Annotated in this window: 19 protein-coding genes and 1 other RNA gene; 3 read left to right on the top strand and 17 right to left on the bottom strand. The window is 40.1% G+C overall.

The features are described from left to right. The first annotated feature begins 7 nt into the window (after positions 1 to 7). Positions 8 to 187: a hypothetical protein gene (locus WH223_RS10530; protein WP_340047585.1), complete on the top strand. Its 180-nt coding sequence runs from the start codon at positions 8 to 10 to the stop codon at positions 185 to 187. Positions 188 to 224: 37 nt separating this feature from the next. On the opposite strand, the gene WH223_RS10535 is transcribed toward WH223_RS10530, so the two are convergent. From WH223_RS10535 to WH223_RS10570, 8 genes are all read right to left on the bottom strand, one after another. After that, complete coding sequence (locus tag WH223_RS10535; protein WP_340047586.1) at positions 225 to 1607, bottom strand: sigma-54-dependent transcriptional regulator; 1383 nt, start codon at positions 1605 to 1607, stop codon at positions 225 to 227. A 59-nt stretch (positions 1608 to 1666) separates the two neighbouring features. Further along, positions 1667 to 2043: RNase P RNA component class A (gene rnpB, locus WH223_RS10540), an RNA gene on the bottom strand. Between the two features lie 95 nt (positions 2044 to 2138). Beyond that, positions 2139 to 2876, bottom strand: a complete 738-nt coding sequence (locus tag WH223_RS10545; protein WP_340047587.1) for a hypothetical protein — start codon at positions 2874 to 2876, stop codon at positions 2139 to 2141. Positions 2877 to 3130: 254 nt separating this feature from the next. After that, entirely contained in the window at positions 3131 to 4174 is a 1044-nt protein-coding gene (locus WH223_RS10550) for a ferredoxin--NADP reductase (protein WP_340047588.1), read from the bottom strand. A 172-nt stretch (positions 4175 to 4346) separates the two neighbouring features. Then, positions 4347 to 7424, bottom strand: a complete 3078-nt coding sequence (gene infB, locus WH223_RS10555; RefSeq protein ID WP_340047590.1) for a translation initiation factor IF-2 — start codon at positions 7422 to 7424, stop codon at positions 4347 to 4349. Positions 7425 to 7529: 105 nt separating this feature from the next. Next, complete coding sequence (nusA, locus tag WH223_RS10560) at positions 7530 to 8768, bottom strand: transcription termination factor NusA (RefSeq protein WP_340047592.1); 1239 nt, start codon at positions 8766 to 8768, stop codon at positions 7530 to 7532. A gap of 2 nt (positions 8769 to 8770) precedes the next feature. Beyond that, on the bottom strand, positions 8771 to 9235 hold the full coding sequence (rimP, locus tag WH223_RS10565) for a ribosome assembly cofactor RimP (RefSeq protein ID WP_340047594.1): 465 nt from the start codon (positions 9233 to 9235) through the stop codon (positions 8771 to 8773). A 100-nt stretch (positions 9236 to 9335) separates the two neighbouring features. Beyond that, positions 9336 to 10109, bottom strand: coding sequence for an XRE family transcriptional regulator (locus tag WH223_RS10570; protein ID WP_340047595.1), 774 nt, complete (start codon positions 10107 to 10109; stop codon positions 9336 to 9338). 108 nt (positions 10110 to 10217) lie between these two features. On the opposite strand from WH223_RS10570, the gene WH223_RS10575 reads away from it, so the two are divergent. Continuing rightward, complete coding sequence (locus tag WH223_RS10575; RefSeq protein ID WP_340047597.1) at positions 10218 to 10550, top strand: GIY-YIG nuclease family protein; 333 nt, start codon at positions 10218 to 10220, stop codon at positions 10548 to 10550. A gap of 126 nt (positions 10551 to 10676) precedes the next feature. Here WH223_RS10575 and WH223_RS10580 read toward each other — a convergent pair whose 3' ends face one another. The 3 genes from WH223_RS10580 to WH223_RS10590 form a co-directional block, all read right to left on the bottom strand. Then, positions 10677 to 11387, bottom strand: coding sequence for a BamA/TamA family outer membrane protein (locus tag WH223_RS10580; protein ID WP_340047599.1), 711 nt, complete (start codon positions 11385 to 11387; stop codon positions 10677 to 10679). A 78-nt stretch (positions 11388 to 11465) separates the two neighbouring features. Next, positions 11466 to 13823: a basic secretory protein-like protein gene (locus WH223_RS10585; RefSeq protein WP_340047601.1), complete on the bottom strand. Its 2358-nt coding sequence runs from the start codon at positions 13821 to 13823 to the stop codon at positions 11466 to 11468. Positions 13824 to 13874: 51 nt separating this feature from the next. Beyond that, entirely contained in the window at positions 13875 to 16046 is a 2172-nt protein-coding gene (locus tag WH223_RS10590) for a penicillin-binding protein 1A (protein ID WP_340047603.1), read from the bottom strand. A gap of 362 nt (positions 16047 to 16408) precedes the next feature. Here WH223_RS10590 and rpoN point away from each other — a divergent pair, with 362 nt between their 5' ends. After that, positions 16409 to 17872, top strand: a complete 1464-nt coding sequence (rpoN, locus tag WH223_RS10595) for an RNA polymerase factor sigma-54 (RefSeq protein ID WP_340047604.1) — start codon at positions 16409 to 16411, stop codon at positions 17870 to 17872. 265 nt (positions 17873 to 18137) lie between these two features. Here the strand turns inward: rpoN and WH223_RS10600 are convergent, their stop codons facing one another. The 6 genes from WH223_RS10600 to WH223_RS10625 form a co-directional block, all read right to left on the bottom strand. After that, positions 18138 to 18269, bottom strand: a complete 132-nt coding sequence (locus WH223_RS10600) for a hypothetical protein (RefSeq protein WP_340047605.1) — start codon at positions 18267 to 18269, stop codon at positions 18138 to 18140. A 159-nt stretch (positions 18270 to 18428) separates the two neighbouring features. Beyond that, positions 18429 to 18701, bottom strand: a complete 273-nt coding sequence (locus WH223_RS10605; RefSeq protein WP_340047606.1) for a hypothetical protein — start codon at positions 18699 to 18701, stop codon at positions 18429 to 18431. Positions 18702 to 18778: 77 nt separating this feature from the next. Beyond that, the gene (locus WH223_RS10610; protein WP_340047612.1) at positions 18779 to 19309 is read right to left on the bottom strand and encodes an RHS repeat domain-containing protein; all 531 of its coding nucleotides are present in this window, start codon (positions 19307 to 19309) and stop codon (positions 18779 to 18781) included. A gap of 146 nt (positions 19310 to 19455) precedes the next feature. Then, complete coding sequence (locus WH223_RS10615) at positions 19456 to 19974, bottom strand: 3'-5' exonuclease (RefSeq protein WP_340047607.1); 519 nt, start codon at positions 19972 to 19974, stop codon at positions 19456 to 19458. Between the two features lie 6 nt (positions 19975 to 19980). Continuing rightward, a complete protein-coding gene (locus WH223_RS10620; protein ID WP_340047608.1) occupies positions 19981 to 20370 on the bottom strand; it encodes a hypothetical protein in 390 nt (129 codons plus the stop codon). A gap of 15 nt (positions 20371 to 20385) precedes the next feature. Beyond that, positions 20386 to 23893, bottom strand: a 3508-nt coding sequence (locus tag WH223_RS10625) for a DUF6531 domain-containing protein (RefSeq protein ID WP_340047609.1), incomplete at its 5' end; no start/stop codon positions are given.

A 23893-nucleotide genomic window follows, 5' to 3' on the forward strand; every position in this document is an offset into this window, starting at 1 on the left:
TTCAGTTATGAAAAAAGTGTGGTTACTCATTTTATCAACGCTTCTAATTGATCTTGTACAAGCAAAACCTATAGCGACAGCGGTGCACAATGAGTCATCCGCTACCGTAATTGCAATTGGCATCATTCTTTTATTGATTGTCGTAATTGTACTATATAGAAGACAGAAAAGAAGGTTTAATGATTAAAAGATAAAAGGCCGTTTCTAAGAAACGGCCTTTTATATTATTCAGCTCTTTTGAGTCCAAATTTTTCTATTTTATGATACAGATGACTGCGCTGTATGCCAATCTCGTCTGCTGTTTTCGAAACATTCCAAGCATTTTTATCCAACTTAAAGGTGATATACACTTTTTCTGTATAGTCTTTATAATCTTGAAATGAAGCAAACTGATCGTAATCAAGCTCATCACTCTGTGCGCCACCGCTTGGCAGTGAAGTACCATTTATATTCGATGGATTAGCATATAAACGAACTTCTTTTTCGGTTATCTTTTTATCACTCAAAATAACCAATCGCTCTACCATATTGCGCAACTCGCGAATGTTACCCATCCACGGTAAAGACTGCAAGGCAGCCATGGCATCATCCGTAATTTGCTTCGTTGGAATATTATACTCACTGCAAATTTCTTCACAAAAACTAGATGCAATTAGCGGAATATCATCACTACGATCTTTCAAAGGTGGAACGTGTATTAAGATAACACTTAAACGATGGTACAAGTCCATCCTAAAGTTACCCAATTCGATTTCTTTCTGTAAGTCTTTGTTGGTCGCTGCAATTACACGCACATTAACTTCGATTTCTTTCTCACCACCGACGCGTGTAATTCTACTTTCCTGCAAGGCACGCAATACTTTTGCCTGCGCAGAAAGGCTCATATCACCAATTTCATCCAAAAATAATGTGCCACCACTCGCCTGTTCAAACTTCCCGATACGCTGCTTTACAGCAGATGTGAAGGACCCTTTTTCGTGACCAAAAAGCTCAGATTCAATAAGTTCAGATGGTATCGCCGCACAGTTGACCTCCACTATCGTGGAGCTTGAGCGGTTCGACTTATCGTGCAACCAACGCGCAACAAGCTCTTTACCAGAGCCATTCTCGCCAGTAATTAATACACGCGCATCCGTCGGTGCTACACGATCAATAGTTTCTTTCACTAAATTGATTCCTGCAGACTGACCTAGAATATCTTTGGTACGTTTAACTTTTTTCTTAAGGACTTTCGTTTCTTTTACTAAGGACCCTTTTTCCAGGGCATTCCTTACCGTTATAATTAAACGATTTAAGTCTAGGGGTTTTTCTAAGAAGTCGTAAGCGCCACGTTTGGCTGCTTCCACTGCTGTTTCAATAGTACCGTGACCGGATATCATGATAAATGGGGCTTCCGAGATATCCTGCGCAGCAGTCAATACCTCCATACCGTCCATTTTATTCATTTTAATGTCGCATAATACTAAATCGATCTTTTCCTTTTTGAGAATTTCCAATCCATCAGGGCCATTGTCGACATCTAGAACCTTATATTCTTCGTATTCTAAAATATCACGCAACGAGCTCCGTATAGGACGTTCATCGTCGATAATCAGTATTGTAGCCATAAATATGTATCTTGATTATTAAAAGAACAAAATAATAAAATATCGGGAGAATACCTAAAAATGAAGCAAACCTTGTAAGCCGGGTTCTGTATCCTTTGCAGAATTTCTATCATTTATCTAGGCCTGCATTCACACGCAGGCTCCATCAACCTACCCATTGTGCATGTTGGCGAACCAACAGAAGACGAGCAGCCTTCGACTTACACAACCTATTTGGTTTTTCAACACACGAGGTTTACCGTAATGCATGTCGCCATACAAGACCGTGAGCTCTTACCTCACGTTTTCACCCTTACCCCATTGCTGTGGCGGTATATTCTCTGTGGCACTTTCTGTCTTCTCCGAAGAAAAGCCTTCCCGTTAGGAAGCGTGTCGCTCTATGTTGCCCGGACTTTCCTCTTCTCCACGAGGGAGCAGCGATAGAACCGGTTTGCTTCGCTGCAAAAGTAGCGTTTTTTAAGCAAATACTACCATGCTTTACGAAATTGTAAACGAATGAATAAAGAGAAATATACAGATGGACATAGCTACCTACAAATCAATATCTTGACTAAACACCAACTTACCTTTTTGTGTAAAATAATCTAGACGGTAGTTATTTGGGCATAACTTGACAGCTACGGATGCCGGCGATTCCTTTGTTAAGACGTGTGCAAAATGTATACCTTCTTCTTTACCGTAGAGGGCGTACAATTTAGCGTATAAAACTTTATTCTTTTTAAGCAGCTTTTTATTAAAGACTATTGTGTGTGAATCAAGCAATCTTCTATCGCAATCAAAGACTTGCCAACTTTTACTAAATGGTGTTTTTTCCTGTAATTCTTTAGCATTTATCTCCGCGAGGTATGCCAATTGACTGAAAGGAGCACGTTTATTTGCCGTGGTATCTATATAGTAGACCATACTTATACGCTGATCATCGCCATATGGTATCAGCACATGACGGATATCCAAGGAATCCAGCTTCAGGTCTTCGTAAAAGTAATGCGATGCTGCTGTCGTTACTTTTGCAAAACCACGATAATCGAAATTAGCATTTTTATGTTTTAAAACAACCAAATGGTAGCGTGGCGAGGTTTTCGGCACAGCCGAAAACAAGGTGCGCATAGCGGAACTTCTTAGCCCAGTCTTTTTCAAAACTTGAAGATCCCGTGGGTAAAAACGGTTTAAACGTACGCCATAATCATCTTGCTGATCCTGGACATAGCTCATATACACCCAAATATTTCGTTCTGCTTTCAAATTGAAATATTCGTCTACATCATTCATAAAATGAGCCTTAGACTCAAACTTATAAGAAGAGCATCCTGCTAAAATAAAAAAGAAGAGACACAACAGATTGATTTGACGCATACAAGTTTATACTATATTCACAAAAAGACACTACACAAAGTCATGTCACTGGTTAGTAGGCAGAATATCATCTGCTATAACTAAAGATATAGTTTTAAACTTGAAAATAAAAATGCCTTAAGGTTATTTAGAAACCTTAAGGCATTGCATCCTAATTTTTTAGGTTATTCTTATAAAACATCGATAACAGTTCCTTCCACAATCGGGTGAGAAACACAAATTAAACAACGTCCATTGGCTACCTCACGATCAGTAAGTACCTCATTATAATCCATATGCACTTCACCGGAGGTACATTGTGAAATACAGGTGCTGCACATCCCTGATTTACAAGAGTATGGCAGTTTGATTTTATTTTCTAGACCAACATCAAGTACCGTTTTATTGTAGGGAATAATCAAATCATGCTCCTGCCCTTGGAAGCGTAGCTTAATCGCATAGGCAGTTTTATCTACTGGTACTTCTTCTTTCTCATCCTCGTCTTCTTCCTCTTCAGGAAAATGAAATGTTTCTTTACGGATATTTTCATCTGGAAAGCCCATACCTAATAAAGTGAAACGTACTAGGTCCATGTAAAAAACAGGCCCACAGGTATAAAATAAAGACTCCACTCCTTCTGTAACTCGATTTTTAACGATTTCAATTAGGAAGTCACGGTTTAAGCGAGCCTTCAATAGGTTTTTCGTGTTGGAGAAAATCCATATAATTTCTAGGCGGTCAGGGTATTTAGCCTCCCATTCTTTTAATTCATTGACGAAAACAGTCTGGTCAGGATTACTATTACTGTAGATAAGCACTACTTTAGTATTCTTCTCGCGTGTTAACGCAGTTTTCAAGATAGAAAACAGAGGCGTTATCCCTACACCAGCACCAAATAAGAATAATTTTCGCTGTGCCTCTTCTTCAGGCTCATAAAAAAACAAACCTTGAGGATCCATAGCTGAAATTTTATCACCTTCAGCCGCTTGATGGTGTAATAAACGAGAGATTTCACCATTATCAACGCGTTTTACTGTAATAGCCAGAGGTTCATTCACATCCGGAGAGCTACTGAAAGAGTAAGAACGGCGAACTTCCCGCTCGCCAAACATAAAGGAAAGCGTTAGGAACTGACCTGCTTTATAGGTTGGATAACCTCCTGTAAGATCTTTAAATTCAATAGTAACATTCTGATTCGGCTGGCGAATAATCTTTGAAATCTGGAATTCGTGCATGTTATAAAAATACCTTATTTAGGCAAAATAGTCAAATTGATACTGCTTATACCCTATAAAAAAAATGAATCTAAATAAAGGAAACATAGATTCAGGTTCGTTTGTGCTTCGCTTAAAGCAAAAAAACCTGAGCATTTTCATGCTCAGGTTTTGTGTTATGTTGTTTGTAAACTTAGAGTTTACGTTTAACTTCAACTTGTTCGTATGCCTCAACAATATCGCCTTCTTGAATATCGTTGAAACGATCGATGTTCAAACCACATTCGTAGCCTTGAGATACTTCTTTCACATCGTCTTTGAAACGTTTTAAAGAAGCTAATCGTCCAGTGTGAATTACAACACCGTCACGGATTACGCGGATATCATTGTTACGTGTGATTTTACCATCCAACACCATACATCCAGCAATGGTACCAACTTTAGAGATTTTAAAGGTCTCACGGATTTGTACTTCCGCAACGATTTTCTCTTCAAATTTCGGTGCCAACATACCTTCCATCGCCGATTTAATTTCATCAATCGCATCGTAAATGATAGAGTATAGACGGATATCAATCTGCTCGTTTTCTGCTAGTTTACGTGCATTTTGTGTAGGGCGTACTTGGAAACCGATAATAATCGCATCAGAAGCCGAAGCTAATAATACATCGGATTCAGAGATAGCACCAACCGACTTGTGGATAATATTAACTTGAATCTCTGCTGTTGAAAGCTTCAATAAAGAGTCAGATAAAGCTTCAATTGAACCATCCACATCACCTTTAACAATGATGTTAAGTTCTTTAAAGTTACCGATAGCCAAACGACGACCAATCTCATCCAACGTGATGTGTTTCGTAGCACGCATACCTTGCTCACGTTGTAACTGAAGGCGTTTGTTTGCTACTTGACGAGCTTCAGACTCACTTTCAAGTACATACAATTTATCACCAGCAGTCGGCGCACCTGACATACCTAAAATCTGTACAGGAATCGATGGACCAGCTTCTTGAACACGCTCGCCACGCTCATTTGTTAAAGCTTTCACTTTACCAGAGTGTGCTCCCGCTAAGATTGCATCACCTACACGTAATGTACCACCTTGAACTAATACTGTCGTAACAATACCACGTCCTTTATCTAAAGCAGCCTCGATAACAGAACCTACAGCACGTTTCTTAGGATCGGCTTTCAATTCTAACATCTCTGCTTCAAGCAATACTTTTTCTAAAAGTAGCTCTACATTTTCACCTGTCTTAGCAGAAATCTCTTGCGCTTGGTATTTACCACCCCAATCTTCTACTAAAATATTCATTGCCGAAAGTTGCTCACGAACACGGTCTGCATTAGCTCCTGGTTTATCAACCTTCGTGAAGGCAAATACAATCGGAGAACCTGCTGCTTGTGCGTGGTTGATTGCTTCTTTCGTTTGAGGCATTACCGCATCGTCCGCTGCGATAACGATAATAACGATATCCGTTACTTTCGCACCACGAGCACGCATCGCTGTAAAGGCTTCGTGACCTGGCGTATCTAAGAACGTAATTTTACGTCCGTCATCCAATTTCACGGCATAGGCACCGATGTGCTGTGTAATACCTCCCGCTTCGCCTTTAGTTACATTGGCTTTACGGATATAATCGAGTAAGGAAGTTTTACCGTGGTCAACGTGTCCCATCACCGTAACGATTGGTGCTCTGGAAATTAAGTTTTCCTCTTTATCTGCTTCTTCTAGTGAAGCAACTTCTTCATCTTCTGGTTTAATAAATTCAATTTGGTAACCAAACTCGTCTGCAACGATAGATAAAGTTTCCGCATCTAAACGTTGGTTGATTGATACGAACATACCTAAGCTCATACAAGTAGAAATTACTTGTGTCACCTGTACATCCATCAAGTTAGCCAACTCATTTGCCGTAACGAATTCCGTTACACGCAAAATTTTAGATTGTGCTGCTTCTTCCAATGCTGCTTCTTCAGCTGAAAGTGCTATATCATCACGTTTTTGACGACGTAATTTAGCACGCTGCGCAAATTTACCCGACTTACCAGCACCACTTAAACGTGCTAGTGTAGCCTTGATTTGGTCTTGGATATCTTTGTCCGTTGGCTCCTCTTTTGGCGTTGTGTCTGCTGCACGTCCTCTACCTTTAAAGTCTGGACGGCCTCTACCACCACCACCATGTTGCGGGTTACCGCCTCCTGGTCTTGGGTGTCCACCACCACGATTAAAGCCTCCAGGTCCACGGTTTCCACCGTCTTGCTGACCACGCTGCTGCTGCTGTCCACCTTCACCACCTGTAGTATTTGGCGTACCTGGCGTATTAGGTTTGTTGGAGCGCTTGCGCTTACGCTTGTTATCATTGTTTGCATTAGACGACGATGCTACTGGTTTGCTAGATCGCTCTACTGGCAACTGGATTTTTCCAATTACTTTCGGTCCTGCTAATGTTTCTGAACGAGCACGAATAACTTCGCCTTGTTGCTTATCTTCTCCAGTTGAGGATTTCTTTTCTTGAACTGGGTTGTTTACCACAGAAGGTTCTTTTTTCACTTCTACTTTTGGTTCTGGTTTAATTTCCGTCTTCACAGGCGCTGGTTTAGCAGCTTCCTGCTTCGGTTCTTCTTTTACTTGTACTTCGGGTTTTGCAGCTACCACAGGCTCGACAATAGTTTTTTCTACTTTTATCTCTTCAGCCTTAACTACAGGTTTCTCTTCTTTGGGAGCTTCTACTACCACTTCAGGTTTAGCCACTACAGCAACCGGTTCAGGTTTTTCTACCTTAGGCTGCTCTACTGTTTTTTTCTTCGTGCGGTTTAAACTATCCAAATCAATTTTTCCGATCACCTTCAAGTGTCCAGTGCTTTCTTCTTCCTTCTTCGGCTCTTCTGTTTTAGTCTGCTCACTAGGCGTTTTAGCTACTTCTGGAGCTGCTGCCGCTACCGGCGCTTCCTTTTTAGCCACTTCCTTAATTTCGGAAGCCCCTTCTTTACTATCTTCTAAAGCGTCAGTCGGATTCGCTCCACCTGTTCCAGCAGTAGACTCATCACGGCGGATTTTGCCAATAACAATTTGTTTGGCTTCATCTTTAGCGTTTTTGTCTCCTTGAAATTCTTTAAGAAGAACAGCATACATGTCTGGCGATAACTTAGTGCTAGGTTTAGTTTCAACTTCGAAACCTTTCTTTCCTAAGAAATCGACAGCGGTACCTATTCCAATATTAAGTTCTTTTGCTGCCTTTAGCAAGTTTACGCTTTTTCCTTCTGTCATCTATTTTTTTACCTTCTAATATTAAGTACTACAAAAATATGTTTTTTTACACTGAAAAAACAATTTATAAGCAATTGTTTTTTCAGTGTATGCGCAAGCTGAGCCTTATTCAAACTCGGATTGCAAAATACGTACAATCTCTTGGATTGTATCTTCTTCTAAATCGGTACGACGAACCAATTCTTCTTCTGTCAATGAAAGGATGGATTTTGCCGTGTCTAAACCTACGCGTTTAAACTGTTCAATCACCCAGCTTTCAATTTCATCTGCGAATTCTTCGATGTCCACATCCTCCTCGATTTCATCATTCTCACGGTATACATCGATCTCGTAACCTGTTAGCTTACCCGCTAATTTAATATTGTGTCCACCACGACCAATTGCTAATGACACCTGGTCAGGCTTCAAATACACAGCAGCCGTTTTACGCTCGTCATCAATTTTGATAGATGAGATACGTGCAGGGCTTAACGCACGTGTGATATATAAAGAGTGGTTTGATGTAAAGTTAATTACGTCAATATTCTCATTACGCAACTCACGAACGATACCGTGAATACGCGAACCTTTCATACCCACACAGGCTCCTACTGGATCGATACGATCATCGTACGACTCAACAGCTACCTTAGCGCGCTCTCCTGGTTCACGAACAATTTTCTTGATTGTAATCAATCCGTCGAAAATCTCAGGAACTTCCAATTCGAACAAACGCTGTAAGAATGCTGGAGAAGTACGAGAAATAATAATCTTAGGATTACTATTCATCATATCTACTTTATCAACTACCGCACGGATGCTATCGCCTTTTTTGAAATAATCGGCAGGAATTTGCTCTGTCTTAGGAAGGATAAGTTCGTTTCCGTCTTCATCCAACACCAAAATTTCTTTTTTCCAGATTTGGTAAACCTCACCAACAACCAATTCGCCTTCGCGATCTTTGTATTTCTTGAATACTTCGTCTTTCTCTAATTCTAATACTTTAGATACTAAAGTTTGACGGGCAGCAAGAATCGCACGGCGGCCGAAGCTCTCTAGCGTAATTTGCTCGATATAGTCATCACCTACCTCTAAGTCTGGATCAAACTTATGTACCTCGGCAAGTTCGATTTCTAAATCATCATCTTCAGAAAAACCATCTTCCATTACCACACGTGTACGCCAGATCTCCAAATCCCCATTGTCTGGGTTAACGATAACGTCTACATTTTCGTCTGTACCGAAACGCTTGCGAATCATACTACGGAAAACTTCTTCTAAGACCGTAATTACCGTAGGTCTGTCGATATTTTTAAAGTCTTTAAACTCCTGAAACGAGTCAATTAAGTTGATATTGCTGCTCATTTTTACTTAAATGAAATTAACACCTTTGTTTCTTTTATTTGTTCTACCGGAATTTCAACTTCGACTAGCGTAGCCTTCTTTCCTTTTTCCTTTACACTTTCTTCCAGAGTTACTGTAGTACTTGTTGCAGCAAGGAGCTTGCCTTCACGTTTAGCACCGTCGTTGGTTTTAACACGAACACTACGTCCGATGTTTTTCTGATACTGTCGATCAAGCAACAATGGAGAGTCTATCCCTGGGGAAGAAACTTCCAAGCGATATGCTTGTTCTATTGCGTTCTCTTCTTCTAAATGAAAGCCAACATGGCGACTCACCTTTGCGCAGTCCTCAATGGCTATACCTTGATCTCCATCTAATAAGATTTCAAGAATACCATTGCCTTGCATTTTTATCCGCACAATAAAAAGATCATCACGATCGGCAATCTTCTCTTCGACCAACTGTCGAACTCTATCTTCTATTTGCATAAATTATACTGTAAAGAATTAAAAAAGGGGGTATAGCATACCCCCTCTTCTTCAGATTATACAAAGGTAATTATATTTTTTAAAACAAACAAATTCATGGCTATTTATTATCAACAACAGCGTTTATAGTCTTCTGCATCTGACTCATCATGTTGGTCAATGTCTCCATTGATGGTGCTGGATTAGGCTCTGGCATCTCTGTACTTATATAAGCTTTAGCCTTCCATATCTCGATGATATCCCCTGCCTCCACCCAATATGGGTCGTACACTTTATTATCAGAAACAAGCTTCAATCCTTTATCTTCTTTAAATTTAAAAGCGATACGCTTATAAACTACGCCATCGTCTTTCGATACCACAACATAAGTTTGTCCTGCTTTGATATCATTCCAGTTCTCGACAAATTCGCCGATAACAATACTGCCTGATGGTAAAGGCAGCATGGAGTCTCCTTTAATTTCAAAAGCTCTATACGTACCTTGGTTAAACATAGGTAACGAGAACTTCGGCAATTCTGCTACATACTCAGGGTCACCATAACCATTAAGGTAACCTGCGCTAGCTTTAACAGGTACCAACTCTATATTTTCGCGGTCATTACCATCTACTGTCACACTCAGTACGCGCAGGTTGGACGCGTTGCCACGAGGGCTCGGTTTCCACTTGTCGTTAATCTCATCATTAGCCAACTCATCCATTGATAGCTCATAAAATGCAGCAATCTTATGCAGGAGTTCATACTTAGGCTCAGCACGATCCTCTTCATAAGCACCAACAGATGCACGCTTAATTTCTAGCGCATCTGCAAACTGTTGTTGTGTTAGTCCCTTTTTCTTTCTGAGGTACTTAAGGTTTGAAGCAATGTTTGACATATTTTTTTAAATATTTTTGAAATACTAAAATAATTAGTAATATTGTGCCAATAAAATTAGTAATTATCTTTTGGTTCACCAAATATATTAGCAAAAAGGAGTATTATCATGACAAAGCACAGCGTTTACATACTAACAGACAGCAATCGTTCATACCTTAAAGTAGGTTATAGCAACGACCTGAATACCACGATGAATGAATTACGACAAGCAAGCCCGTCGTTGTTCCCGAACAGCCCGAAGCTCACAAACCTTGTTCATATTGAGGTATACGACAGCTTGGATCAAGCCGAGCGTAGAGCGGCACAATTGATGCAGTTTACACGTATGCAGCGCGAACGCCTAATCCGTTTTAAGAACCCAAATTGGCTTAATCAATTACCCTGCTACAATGCGCCAGCATCAACCGTTACACAGGTAGGTTTGGTTCGCTATAAATAGATTATACTTCTTTACGCGCTAATAGATGAACAAAAAAAAGTCGTTGTTTACGCCTAAGCGAAACAACGACCCTAACAACCTTAACCTTATCCACACTTAAATCTTACACACTTTCCATTGGTAAGACTACCATCCCGGTGTAAAGTTTAATCCAAAGGTTCCAAATTTCGTTCTAGATTTGACAAAGGGAACAGCATAGAATGGCTCTAGAATCATGGCGCCAAATACATTCACTCGCAACGATACGCCAGCACTAAAAACTGGGATTCTATAGTTTTTATCATAAGCATAAACCGGACTTCCATCTTGGTCTAAAACCGGATTTCCGTCGCTATCAAACTGCTGAACCACGGGGCGCTTATCCATGCTGCCTACAATTTTATTTCCTTTATTCCAGGCCAAACCCGCATCAAAAAATAAATTAAGATCGGTGAATAAGAAGCTCGACTTAATAGCGGCTAATTTTTCTGGACCTGTAAATGGCAAACGTAACTCTATATTTCCAACGGCAACACGCGAACCCATCAAGTCGTTGATCGTTAGCGCTCCGATATTCTCATTAGAGGTGTTGTCAAAACCACGCACCAAATATGGGTACCCGAGATATAAACGATAAAGCTTATCATCATCCTTACCGGTACGCAGGTAACTATAGGCACGGAAAGCTAATGTTACTGGCTTAAAGCGGAAATACTTGCGTAAATCAATATTGTAGGCCGTCAGACTATAGTCGCCAAAGTACTGCTCCACGCCTAAGCGGTAACGAAAGCCTTCTATTGGAGCAGTCATACCAAACACAGACTTATCGCCAACAAAACCAGCATTCAGCTGCTGCACCACAAAAGAGTTGAAGTTCGCATCTAAAATCTGAGATGCTTCTTCATTATATATTTTATCTCGCTTCGAGAAGAACGATTAATAACCACGGCTCCAACGATCCACTCTATAGCTGTAACGTGCCAAGGCCGTTCCGACTTCAAAACGGTGGTTACGATTAAATGGGTAAGCTACGAAACCTTCAATTTGCTGTTGAAAGCTACGCACCAAATAGGTATCATAAACAGACTCCTTACCGTTGCCCGTGATATCACGTTGCGCGTAAGCGCCGAAAGACGATAGATATGGGATGTGCGAAACTGCTCCTCCCCAATTCCAACGGCCTTTCTGATTTACATAAGCCACCTGTCCACCAAAATCCTGAAGTTCTCCGTTGATGCTCAATGTTGAGAAAATCTGATTGTAGCCCAGAATATCGGAAAATATACCAAAAACACCGCCCGACATACCCGCCCCATAACGAGAGCCTACCGTCATACCTACACCAGAGTTTGCTAGATAATCCATTTTGAACTTAGCGCGGTATGGAACAGGGCTAATCTGCGCATCCGATATGCGGCTATAAGCGTTAAAATTCTGCAGGTTGGTATACACCACATTCACCCCTCTATTTGCATAAGGAGGCAACATGGCAGCCGTAAAATCAGAGCTATCGCCATCAATTACTTTAGCATTAAAATCGGAGGCTTTAGCCTTATATATGCTATATTGATTTCCTTTGAAATAGGAATACACGATATCGTCATGCGAGGATATACTCATCGCTGGCGAATACTCTGTTATACCACTAATCCCGGTAAAGTAGTCCGTTAGCTGCTCCAGCTGCTGCGTTTTAATCGCATAGCGAAACATATTTCGGTAACCGTCACCATTGGACAGAAAATAGATATATTGATCATCACCCGAGAAATGTGGGTTTAAATTATTTGCACCAGGAAAGATCGGAATCGTGGTGATCACTTTACTATCTACATCGATAAGTGCAAGGCCCATCGGTATGTCTACAGCGCGCGAATCGCTCTCGTAGGCTACTCGATCGGTACTAAATACGATAAACTTTCCATCCCTAGAGAAACTAGGCTGGAAATCAGAATACTTATCATCAGTCAACTGTTGAAGCTCTTTCGTGCGCAGATTGAATACAAATATATCACTCTGTCCGTCACGAAGGCCTGAAAAAGCAACACGTTCGCCGTCTGGCGCAAAGGTAATATTCGTAAACTCGACAATATTTCCCATCTCCTGCACAAAGCGCGTTTTGCCCGTCGCTACATCAATGGTCATAAGTTTATTTTTTCCTTCGCTAAACACACTAAAGGCAAAAGTTTTACTATCTGGCGAAAAGTCTCCCGCCGATTCTAAATAACTAAATTCATCAATATCTTTGTTTGTGGTCCTGCTTCCAAGCTTACGGATAATCTCTCCGGTTACGGCATCAGCTAAAAACAAATCAATACCAAAGAGATCCTTCTCCGACATAAAGGCCACATAGCGACCGTCGGGCGATATCGCAGGAGCAACATTCATGCGCCCACCATTCTTTGGCGTGATTAAAGGCTGTCCTATAGGGCGTGATACCGTATCTTTATTTAAGCTCTTGAAGGCCGTCTCCATACTATTTCGCCACAAGGTAGACATCGTCTTGGAGTCGTAACCAAATACACGACGCATCCCTACATCATAGCCATACTTCGCTGTTTCTAAGAAAAGAGGCATCACCACAGTATCGCCATAAGTGGCGCCTACATAGGCCCAAAAAGCTTGACCATAGCGATACGGAAAATATTTATAGGACTCCTCTGTTAGTTGCTTAAGAGAAGGAATATCCTGACGTGCATAAGCGTCGCGCATCCACATGGCTGTGAAAGCATCTTTCTTTCCGATAGATAAGTACTCGGCCATCCCTTCTACCATCCACAAAGGAATATTAGCGACACTCTCCAAACGGGTGGTATCCTTCCCTTCCATCAATACACGATATTGGAAAGCGTGCACCAACTCGTGCCCTAATACATGGCGTGTTTGTTGGTTAATCTGCATCACAGGCATCACTACACGCTGCTTAAATGCCTCAGTCACCCCTCCAGTACCCACACTAATTTCACCAGAAATAGCGGTTGTCTGTTGGAATTCAGGATGGTTATTATAAATGATTAGGGGATTTTTGCGAATAAAGGTATCTTGAAATACCTGCTGATGCATGCGATACCAGACTTCAGCCTCTTTAGCCAACCACGTCGTCATGCTATCATTCTTTAGGTAAGAATACATTTCAAAATGGGGCGTCTCAAGAACTTTAAAGTTCAATTTTTTGTACCTCATTTTATTCTGACCAAAATACTGTGCCGACACTAATGATGGCAAGAGAATTTGCAGAAGTAAGGCTAAAAAAAAGCACTTCAAAAACTTGAAGTGTAGGGCTAAATTGGTGTTCATAATAAACGTTATATTCCCTAAAAATAGAAATTTTTAGGGAATATAACGTTACTATTCTGTGATTTCAGACAAATCAGGCAGAGAGCCTTCGTCTATTTCACCGAGGTGATCTTCGTCTGTCTCTACGCTATCTGTCGTTGTGCGCTCTTCGTAATATACACTCGGACAATTATAGCTTTTGTTAATCTTAACGGATGCTTGCGGAAAAGGCCCCATCGTTACACCCAAAGCAGGTTGTTTATAGAGCTCTTCCATGAAAGTGGCGTATATAGGAAGCGCTGTTTTAGAGCCTTCGCCTGTATGGGAGTTTTTAAAGTGAATACTCTGTTCGTCACAGCCTACCCAAACGCCAGCAATAAGGTCTTTCGTTACGCCCATATACCAACCATCTACATAGTCTGATGAGGTTCCTGTTTTACCACCAATCTGGTTATTATTTTTAAACAAATCCCATTCCCATAGTGCTTGAGAAGTACCACGTGGTTCTTCAATGGTACCGCGTAGCATATAGGTCATAAGCCAGGCATTTTCTGGAGTTACAACCTGTTTTTGTTTAGCTTCGAAGGAAGCGATAAGCTTGCCCTCGCTATCATATATTCTAGAAACTAATAAAGGGTCGATTGTTTTTCCTTCATTCATGAATACGGCATATGCTTTCACCATTTCATAAACAGTGACATCATTGGATCCTAAACCTACGGAAGGAACGGATTCCAGATGGCTATCAATACCGAGTTTATGTGCCATTTCTACCACTTTATCCCATCCTAAATCGCGCGTCAGCTGTGCTGTAACACTATTTAAAGAGCGCGCCATTGCCCAACGTAGTGACATGGTGCGGTGTGAGAAGTTCCAGTCTGCATTTTTCGGCTCCCAGGTTTCTTTCTCTCCTTTTTTATTGACGAAGTCGATACGTACAGGAATATCATCGTAGGTATCACACGGTGCCATACCTTGCTCTAAAGCCGCCATATAAACAAAAGGCTTAAAAGTAGAGCCTGCTTGACGCTTAGATTGGTTAACATGATCAAATTTGTAATACAAATGATTGATACCACCTACCCAAACTTTAATTTCTCCAGTTTTAGGCTGTAAAGCCATCATACCGGTGTTCAGCATGGTTAGATAGTGTTTCAAAGAATCCATACTGGACATTTGCACTTCTTTATCACCATCCCAAGTGAAAATGGTCATTTTCTTAGGCTTGTTGAGCTCTTGAAAAACTAACTCTTCACTTTTATAATGCTTCATCAACTCGCTATAGATAGGAAGCTTACGCATTTTATCTTCAAGGAAGTTAGGGATAACGGTACCACTTTTATCACGCCAAGGCAACTCCTTCCCCCATGTGTTATCTAAACGACGCTGCAACTCTTTCATCTGCTTATTCACTGCTTCCACAGCAATATCTTGCATACGCGAATCAATCGTTGTATAAATCTTTAATCCAGCGGTGTATATATTAATCTCGTTCTCCTCGCTCCATTTTTCGAGCCAGCGCTCAACAGCTGTGCGTAGGTATGAATCATTAATACCTTTGTTGTCCTGATTGTTTACATGCAGTTTCAACGGTACTTTAGCATAGTTGGTGGCTTCGTCGGCCTTCAGGTAGCCTTCTTTTTGCATCTGTGCCAACACCGTATTGCGACGTGCTAAAGACTTCTCTGGGTTACGCATCGGGTTGTATAAGGTTGTTCCTTTCAACATACCGACAAGCACTGCAGCTTCAGGTACCGTCAACTGATTTGGCAGCTTATTGAAATAACGAATACCTGCAGATTTGATACCGTAGGCATTATTTCCAAATGAAACCGTATTCAAATACATGGTTAGGATTTCATTCTTCTCATATTTTGACTCCAATTTATAGGCAGTCATCCACTCTTTAAACTTAGTAACGATAATCTTAACGCCAGGGATTTTACCTAAGAAGCCTTGTGACTTATTGTAACGTGTACGGTATAAGTTTTTGGCTAACTGCTGGGTAATGGTACTACCACCACGCTTATCTCCTTGAATTGTTGAGACGGCACCCGAAAAAATACTGATAAAATCTACCCCACTGTGCTTATAGAAGCGAGCGTCTTCTGTAGCAACAAGCGCATGGATAACATTAGGAGATATGCTGTCGAAAGCGACAGGATCACGATCTTCCTCAAAGTAACGACCTATTAAAACCGAATCGGCCGTATACACCTCAGAAGCAACATTTAAAGATGGCATAACAATATCCTTCTTGGTTGGCGAGTAGCCAAATAACCCCAAAAAGTTCAATTGAACAGCACAAACAAAAATAATTAGGCTGTATAAAGCGATTATAAAGTATCGCAGATACTTATTCTTAACCCGTTTAAACATGGGGATAAAGATGGAAATTGTTTTCCGAAAAACTGCCATCTCGGTGCAAAAAAGAATATTTAGCGCCAAATATTAACGAAATTTAACATTTGCTTAAAACCAATTAAAACCTTTATTTAAAAATTGGTAAAATGAGAAAAAAACCACGCCGCCCGTTGCACAAAAAACGTACCAGTTTAGAAATATGATTAATTTGAGTATTTTTACCTACGTTAAGTTTATAGCAAATGTTAAGACAGACACTACAACAGAAGCTTTTACAAAAGCTTTCTCCACAACAGATACAATTTATTAAGCTCCTTCAGGTGCCTACGGTTTCCTTGGATGCACGTATAAAAGAAGAGCTGGAGGAGAATCCAGCACTAGAAGATGGCAGCTTAGCGAACATGAATGACCCTGTGGAAGAGTATCCTGATCGCGATCCTGATGACAACTACAACGAAGAGTCCAAAGAATATGAAGATGAATTTAACGTAGATGAGTATATTCAAGAGGATGATTATAGCGACTATTCCAATAATTATAGCTCGGACGATGAAGATGACAAGAAGGAAATGCCGATGGCCGTTCAGGATTCATTTTTTGAAAGCCTACAGCAGCAGCTTGATCTTTTAGCTCTTTCTGATAAAGATTATCAAATTGGCCAACAGATTATTGGTAGTCTTGATGACGATGGCTACTTACGCCGATCGACATTATCGCTGGTTGATGACCTTGCCTTCTCCCAAAACATCGAGGTTACCGAAGTTGAGGTGGAATCGATGATAAAAATAATACAAGACTTTGAGCCTGCAGGAATTGGGGCCCGTGACTTGCAGGAATGCTTACTCATCCAACTGCAAAAAAAGGATGTTCACAACCCCATTATAAATCAGGCAATCCGTATTGTAGAAAACTACCTAGAGGAGTTTACAAAGAAGCATTACGACAAGATTGAAAAACAATTGAGTGTGGACTCGAATGAGCTTAAGGATATCATCAACGAAATCTTGAAACTTAATCCTAAGCCTGGTGACTCTGGCGCAGTGGCTGGAAAGCAGCTTCATATTATCCCTGATTTCCATATCAGTAATAATGAAGGTGTGTTGCACTTAACCCTCAACGGACGTAATGCCCCTGAGCTACGTGTATCACGCTCCTATCAAGATATGTTTGAGCATTATGAGAAGGCGGAGAAAAACGATAAAAAGATGAAAGAGGCAGTGCAGTTTGTTAAGCAAAAGCTAGATTCTGCTAAGTGGTTTATTGATGCTATCAAACAGCGCCAGCAGACATTACTAAAAACGATGAATGCCATCATGGAGTATCAGTATGAGTACTTTTTAGCCGGCGATGAGCGCCTTCTTAAGCCAATGATTTTAAAGGACATAGCAGACCGCATTGAAATGGATATTTCAACAGTTTCTCGTGTCGCAAACTCTAAATATGTGCAAACAGAATTTGGAACTTTTCTCTTGAAATCATTCTTCTCCGAAGCTATACAAACGGATTCTGGTGAAGAGGTCTCCAACAAAGAGGTGAAGAAAATTTTGGAGGAATGTATTGCCAATGAGGACAAACGTAAGCCGCTGGCGGATGAAAAACTAACCGATATCTTAAAGGAAAAAGGTTATAGTATCGCACGCCGAACGGTAGCAAAATATAGAGAAGCTATGAATATCCCTGTAGCTCGTTTGCGGAAAGAACTTTAATAGCAGATCTTTTCCAACTAAGATTATGCACCTGCCCAAAAAGATACACACTTTTTGGGCAGGTCTATTTTATAGGGGCTGCTAAAGCATTGTATCTTAAATCTTCGTTTTTTTAAGAAGAAACGGAGGAATACAACACTTTGCTAATGCATAACTTGAAGTAAAGAACGCTATGGTTATAGTTGGAAGCGTGATAAGGACTAGAACACAACTTATCCTGTTTACGAAAATGCCAAGGCATTCCTGATTCTCCAAACGGATCTATCTAACTATTACTATCACCTACATATCCATACAGCGTTGGTTTATCTCCTGCCAATCCAATAGGATCTTTACTGATGTCAAGCCCACTTTCAGAGTCGTAATAGCGGTACCTGTTGGATACAAAGCCACTCAAATGAGTAGCTTTGTAATTTTATCCTAAATCAATAGCTAAAAGCTGGGGATAGGAAAGAATAATTTTCGAAGTTATTCTAAATTTAATTTTCTGATTCCAGAACTTGGAGATCTATTTCTATTAAATCGGGAATTATTAATAATACATTTTTTAAATAATTCATTTTTTTTCCTTTTCTACATTTTTTCCTTTTGTAAATGAAGCTGTTATTATTGTTGGACAATTTTTAAAATTTTCTTCTTGCCACCAATCTTCGTACTCAATATAATTATTAAAAATAGAAATAGTCTCTGCTACTTCTCCGAATCTATATCCATAATTTCCATTTGAAGTAGGCTGTAATATTATATTTATTTTTTTTGATATGATATCAACCAATTCTTTTCTATTGTTATGTAAATATCCAAATTTTAAATAAAAAGATTTACTCATGTTAGTCATATTTAATCATCATACTTGCTGTAACACTTGCTTTTTTTGCTGAATCTACACTATCAAAAATTCTCATATTAACATCTCTCCCCATAAATGCAGATAATTTTTTCTTGAAGTTTATCTAAACCTAAAACCCTTGCTCTTACAGGATTACCCATATCAATAGGGAAAGATTTACCAGAACCATATTTTGCTATTCCTAATTCTTCAGCTTTTTTAAGCAGTTCAGGATTAACAATAGCAACATCAAAATCACTTACTCTTCCAACATCAAAAAGAGGTCCGGGACTATAGCTTCTTCCTGAAACCGAACTTCCTTTCATTAAAATAGGTGAACCACTTCCATATCCAGCTTTAGCTATTGTAGATTGTATTTCTGTAGCAAACTGTTGTAATTGTCCATAACTACTAAAACCTAATGGAATTTCTAACCCAAAAGGATCTATTTCTATATTACTGTCACGTGTATACGCATACAGCGTCGGGTTGTTTCCGGCCAATCCAATCGGATCTTTACTAATGTAAAGCCCGCTCTCCGAGTCGTAATAACGATACCTGTTGGATACTACACCTGTGCAACATTTTCCTTCCTGCGAGCTTAATATTCAACCGTCTACCTAATTCATTTTTCAGCTGAGTTTTCAGTTGAAAAAATAAGCTTTAAGACTTCTTTATAATACTAACAAGAGGCTGTCTAAAAAGATCAGCCTCTTTACTTTTTATCCTAAGAAACGAGTAAAATGATATCGAATTAAAGTTTAAATCCTTTAGAAATTAAATATAGTAATGCTTCAGCATTTCCTTTAGCATCATCCACAGGATTATGGGTATGTTTTGTTTTTCTGTGCTGTTTCCAATTATATTTAGAATCATTAAGAAAACCATGATAAATATCCCCTATTCGCTTACTTGAAAATCCAAAAGGATTTCTTCCTAAAAAAGTATGAAAATAGTAATTTATCCAAGCTCCATCAAATTGATTATTATCCGAAATTAAAATAGGTCTTCCTTTTAATTTACTAATCCAATCATTAAATCTTTTCATTACCTGTAAAGGAGATTCAAAAGATTCATGTTCTTTTCTTGTAAATCCTGATATAGCCAAAGCTTCTTCATTATAATATTCTGTAAGGGGTTTTATTTTTCCATAAAATGTATTATATAATCCATTTTCTAAAACAACTGCTCCAAAACAAACAATAGAATTTTTACCTATCACAGGTCCATCTGTCTCTATATCTACTACTATATATATCTTATCATTAATCATCCTTATTTAGTTTATATAAAATATTTCTGTTTCCTTATTTGGAAAAATCTTCCTATATGGTTCTCCTTTTTCTATTGGAGACCATATCCCATAATCCCACATGATAAGATTTTTTAATATTTCTTTTACATATTTCTCTTTCTCTAGATAATCCAAAGAACCTTCATAAAAAAAGGTTAACACTAGAGTGTGGTAATCATCACATAGTAAACCACTTAAATCATCATAACGATCAATAACTTCTACATTTAAATATTGAACACATGATTTCGCTATATGTCTTCCTTTTTTGTTTTCAAATGGAAGGGAAGTCTTAAATACTTTTTCAATCTTTGGGAGCAGTTCTTTAAACGGAATATCTTCAAGTAAAACGATATCTACTGTTTTTGTATACATAATAGAGATTTTTTATTAATGACAATTTAATCTAAATTGAGAATCTCCCTTTCTAGCTAATTCATCTAATTCATGTGTTTTGAATATTCTAAATCCAAAAGATTCATTTTTAAATTTATTATTAGGAAAAACTTCTCGTAATTGTTTGTCTATGGACGCTTCTATTTCTTTCATTCCATCAATTTTTGCAGCATTTCTAGTTCTATTTGTAAACAAAGGGTTGTTAGCCAAATAATCACTATTTATAAATGCATCGACATCAAAATTATTAGGATTTAATGGCTTAGAAATACTAGGGTCATGAGCTTTACTTATCCCACTAGCGGCACTGCCTCTATATCCAATACTAGCATTAGAATCTATTTTCTGAATAGCAGATAAATGATCTAATAATATATTATTAATTTTTTCTTGAACAGATACTAACGGATCCAACCCAAACGGATCTATCCAAGTATTCGTATCACCTACATACCCATACAAAGTTGGGTTATTCCCTGCCAGTCCAATAGGATCCTTACTGATATACCCGCCAATATCTGGAGAATAATAACGGAATCTATTATAATAAAGGCCGATTTCTACATCATCATATTGACCTTGATAGCGAAATGGACAGTCTTTCAAAGAGCCTTGTAAGGTTCTTACTTTTCCATAGATATCTAACGTACATTCCCAAACTTTCTCCCCTTGGGCATTGTACATGAAATTTGGAGTTCCCAAATAGTCGGAAACGATACTGTAAGTCTCTTTTCCAACAATCTTACCACAAGGTACGAAAGAATTCTCTTCAAATAACCACGTAATCAGGTTTTCGACGGGTTCGGCTTCCTGCTGTAGCTGCTTACTTTCATCTACGCTGAGCTCGGGTGGGTATACTCCTTCGTATTGCCATTCGTGCAGCGGAACATTGCCATCCCACAGCCAACGGGTTACTATTGAGTTTTTCTTCTTGGCTATGCGGCGCCCCAAGGCATCGTAGTAAAAAGATACTTTATAGCCTAAGGGATGCACCACGCTTTTCAGCATGCCGTTGCCGGCCCATTCGTAAACTGTTCCTTTTCCGCTTGCCTTTATCTTGATGTTGAGCATCTTCTCTAGTACACGGCGTTCAAATAATGCTGGATAGCCTACTTGGATAAACTCTTTGAAAACAAGATTGCCCTCATCATCGTAATGGTAATGGTACGTTTCATCTTTTATTAGGCTACCACCAGCATCGTAGCTGCGATCGTTTCTTTCTGGCGTCTTAAAAAGGTTTCCGATGGCATCCGGGGCCTTGTAAATGGTATTCATCTCTTTACCATTACTATACTGACCGCTAACCAGGTTATCCCATTCGTCATACTCAAAAGATGTGGTCTCGCCCAGCCGGTTGATTATGCTCTGTAGCCGGTTGCCTTGTTTCCAGGTATAGCGATGGGAGGCCTGTTCGATATTGTTAACACCGATGCTTCTACTGCATACCCGTCCATAGCTATCGCGCACGGTTTCCACCCGTACGCCTCCGCTAAGCTCACGCTGAATTTCCATCCCTCTTTTGTTGTAGGCCCACTTAGCCTCCCAGTCGCCACTCTGCATCTGGGTAATGAGCCCTTGACTGTCGTGATCTAACTGGATATCGGCCCCGAGGCTACTGCTGATCTGTGTAGCATTGCCCCACTTGTCATAGCTACGGCTTATGCTGTACGCGCCTTGTGTTTCCTTGATTACACGTCCTGCACGATCCCGTTGAAGCTGTAGATGAGTATCTTCGTTTAGCGCACTAATCAGGAGTCCATCCTTATCGTATTTATAGGCTGCCCAAGTCTTGTCGCTATGCTCTTCCAAAACAATATGATCGCTCGCGTCATACTCGTAACGGCTCCACCGGTCCTCGGAGCGCATTACTTTCTTCACCCGACCATTGGCATCCCTTTGATAGCGGCGTTGCAAGCCGTCAAAACCCCACTCGCTGACCACATTACCCATCGCATCTAAGCCAAAGCGGTAGCGCTCTCCGCCTTCATTACGGATGCTTTTGAGTTGTAACTCGGTATCGTAGCTAAAGCCTACTGAGCGACCATTTTGTGTGCGCTCTAAGAGGATGCCTAGACTGCCGTAACGAAACTTCACCTCTCTATAATCATCTTTAGCATGGATAATATTTCGGGAAGAGTCGTATTTTAGGTAATGCTCATTGCCCCCGGACTCCCGTATATAAATCAGGTTGTTAGCATCGTCGTATTCGTATTTTGTAAGCATTCCTTGGACATCTTGTTCTAGCAGTACATTGCCCCTGCTGTCGTATTGCCAGAAGCTTAGTAGTTTAGTTGGGTGCGTCATTTGCACCAGCTGATGTCTACGGTCAAAGTATAGCTCGTAGGTATTACCTTGCTCGTCGCTTACCGTTCGAATATGCTGCCCTTCATAGGTGTAATATAAGGTTCCTCCTGCGGCATTTTTTTTCTCAATTACGCGGTCTAGCGTATCGTATTTCCAAGTTATACTTTTGCGCCCCGGACTGATAATACGGGTTAGGTTGAGCCTATCGTCATATTCATAGCTCGTAATACCTCCATTTTCTACTTTTGTAAGTTTCCCATGACTGTTGTATTCAAACTTTTGGGTTAAGCCCTCCCCATCGACACTAAGTTCTAGTTCTTGGTAGGGATTATAGTATTGATGTGTAATACCGCCATTTTCATCTATTATTTTATAGATAAGGTGTTTCTCATCATAAAAATAATGAGCCGTATGCCCTAGGCTGTTTCGCGTAATGGTGTGCCCATCGTTGTATACCGTCCAGTAATCTAAAATACCGCCATCGCCCCAGGTATGTATACATTTGGCCTCATCGCCATGCCCTTCATATTCCCAATGGAAGCTCTGCCCGGTCTGGTTGGTGAGCTTCACGAGTAAATGACCGGCATAGTAAAAATGCTTTTGAGCAACAGCGATATCTTTAACCGATGTCATATTGCCTAATTCATCATAGGTATAGGCCACTAGGGTAACGGATTTTTGTTGCTCTCCTTGGGTATGGAGCTTGGTTATACGCCCTTGAGCGTCTGTATCTACCTGGATAAGCTGATCTCTACTATCGGTGATTTCTAGCAAATCGCCTAAGGAGTTATATCTTAAATCAATATTAAACCCTTCTTTGGTCGCTATCTGTGAAAGCATAACATAACCTTCTCTATTTTTAGGGCCATCGAAACGGTAATGGAGCTTGTCGGCATCGACTAATAGATAGCCTTCTTCATCTTTGCTGAAGGTCATTTGCTCTTCCCGGCTATACCAGCTTTCCCCAAAACCAAGGAGCGGAACTGGCATTTCTCGGCCATCGGAAAGCCGTAAAAAGGCATAGCCGTTGCCCAGATTAAACAAGCCCATATGATAGCTGTGGTGCCAGTTATAGCCCATCGGCCCCTTGACTTCGGCATCACTGTAGTAGGTACGCTCCCATACAAAGGGAAGTGGTCCTGCTAGCTCGACATCGATATTGCTACTGTAAACGCGTCCTGTAGCAGCATCTACGGGC

It is taken from the genome of Sphingobacterium sp. MYb382 (assembly GCF_037572665.1).
Lineage (GTDB): Bacteria > Bacteroidota > Bacteroidia > Sphingobacteriales > Sphingobacteriaceae > Sphingobacterium.

Coding starts and splice junctions, on each gene's coding strand:
- WH223_RS10550 (WP_340047588.1), bottom strand. CDS start 4,174: ATGCACGAATTCCAGATTTCAAAGATTATTCGCCAGCCGAATCAGAAT.
- WH223_RS10620 (WP_340047608.1), bottom strand. CDS start 20,370: ATGTATACAAAAACAGTAGATATCGTTTTACTTGAAGATATTCCGTTT.
- WH223_RS10615 (WP_340047607.1), bottom strand. CDS start 19,974: ATGATTAATGATAAGATATATATAGTAGTAGATATAGAGACAGATGGA.
- WH223_RS10585 (WP_340047601.1), bottom strand. CDS start 13,823: ATGAACACCAATTTAGCCCTACACTTCAAGTTTTTGAAGTGCTTTTTT.
- rimP (WP_340047594.1), bottom strand. CDS start 9,235: ATGCAAATAGAAGATAGAGTTCGACAGTTGGTCGAAGAGAAGATTGCC.
- WH223_RS10590 (WP_340047603.1), bottom strand. CDS start 16,046: ATGCCATCTTTAAATGTTGCTTCTGAGGTGTATACGGCCGATTCGGTT.
- WH223_RS10570 (WP_340047595.1), bottom strand. CDS start 10,109: ATGTCAAACATTGCTTCAAACCTTAAGTACCTCAGAAAGAAAAAGGGA.
- WH223_RS10575 (WP_340047597.1), top strand. CDS start 10,218: ATGACAAAGCACAGCGTTTACATACTAACAGACAGCAATCGTTCATAC.
- WH223_RS10605 (WP_340047606.1), bottom strand. CDS start 18,701: ATGAGTAAATCTTTTTATTTAAAATTTGGATATTTACATAACAATAGA.
- WH223_RS10530 (WP_340047585.1), top strand. CDS start 8: ATGAAAAAAGTGTGGTTACTCATTTTATCAACGCTTCTAATTGATCTT.
- WH223_RS10535 (WP_340047586.1), bottom strand. CDS start 1,607: ATGGCTACAATACTGATTATCGACGATGAACGTCCTATACGGAGCTCG.
- rpoN (WP_340047604.1), top strand. CDS start 16,409: ATGTTAAGACAGACACTACAACAGAAGCTTTTACAAAAGCTTTCTCCA.
- infB (WP_340047590.1), bottom strand. CDS start 7,424: ATGACAGAAGGAAAAAGCGTAAACTTGCTAAAGGCAGCAAAAGAACTT.
- WH223_RS10545 (WP_340047587.1), bottom strand. CDS start 2,876: ATGAATGATGTAGACGAATATTTCAATTTGAAAGCAGAACGAAATATT.
- nusA (WP_340047592.1), bottom strand. CDS start 8,768: ATGAGCAGCAATATCAACTTAATTGACTCGTTTCAGGAGTTTAAAGAC.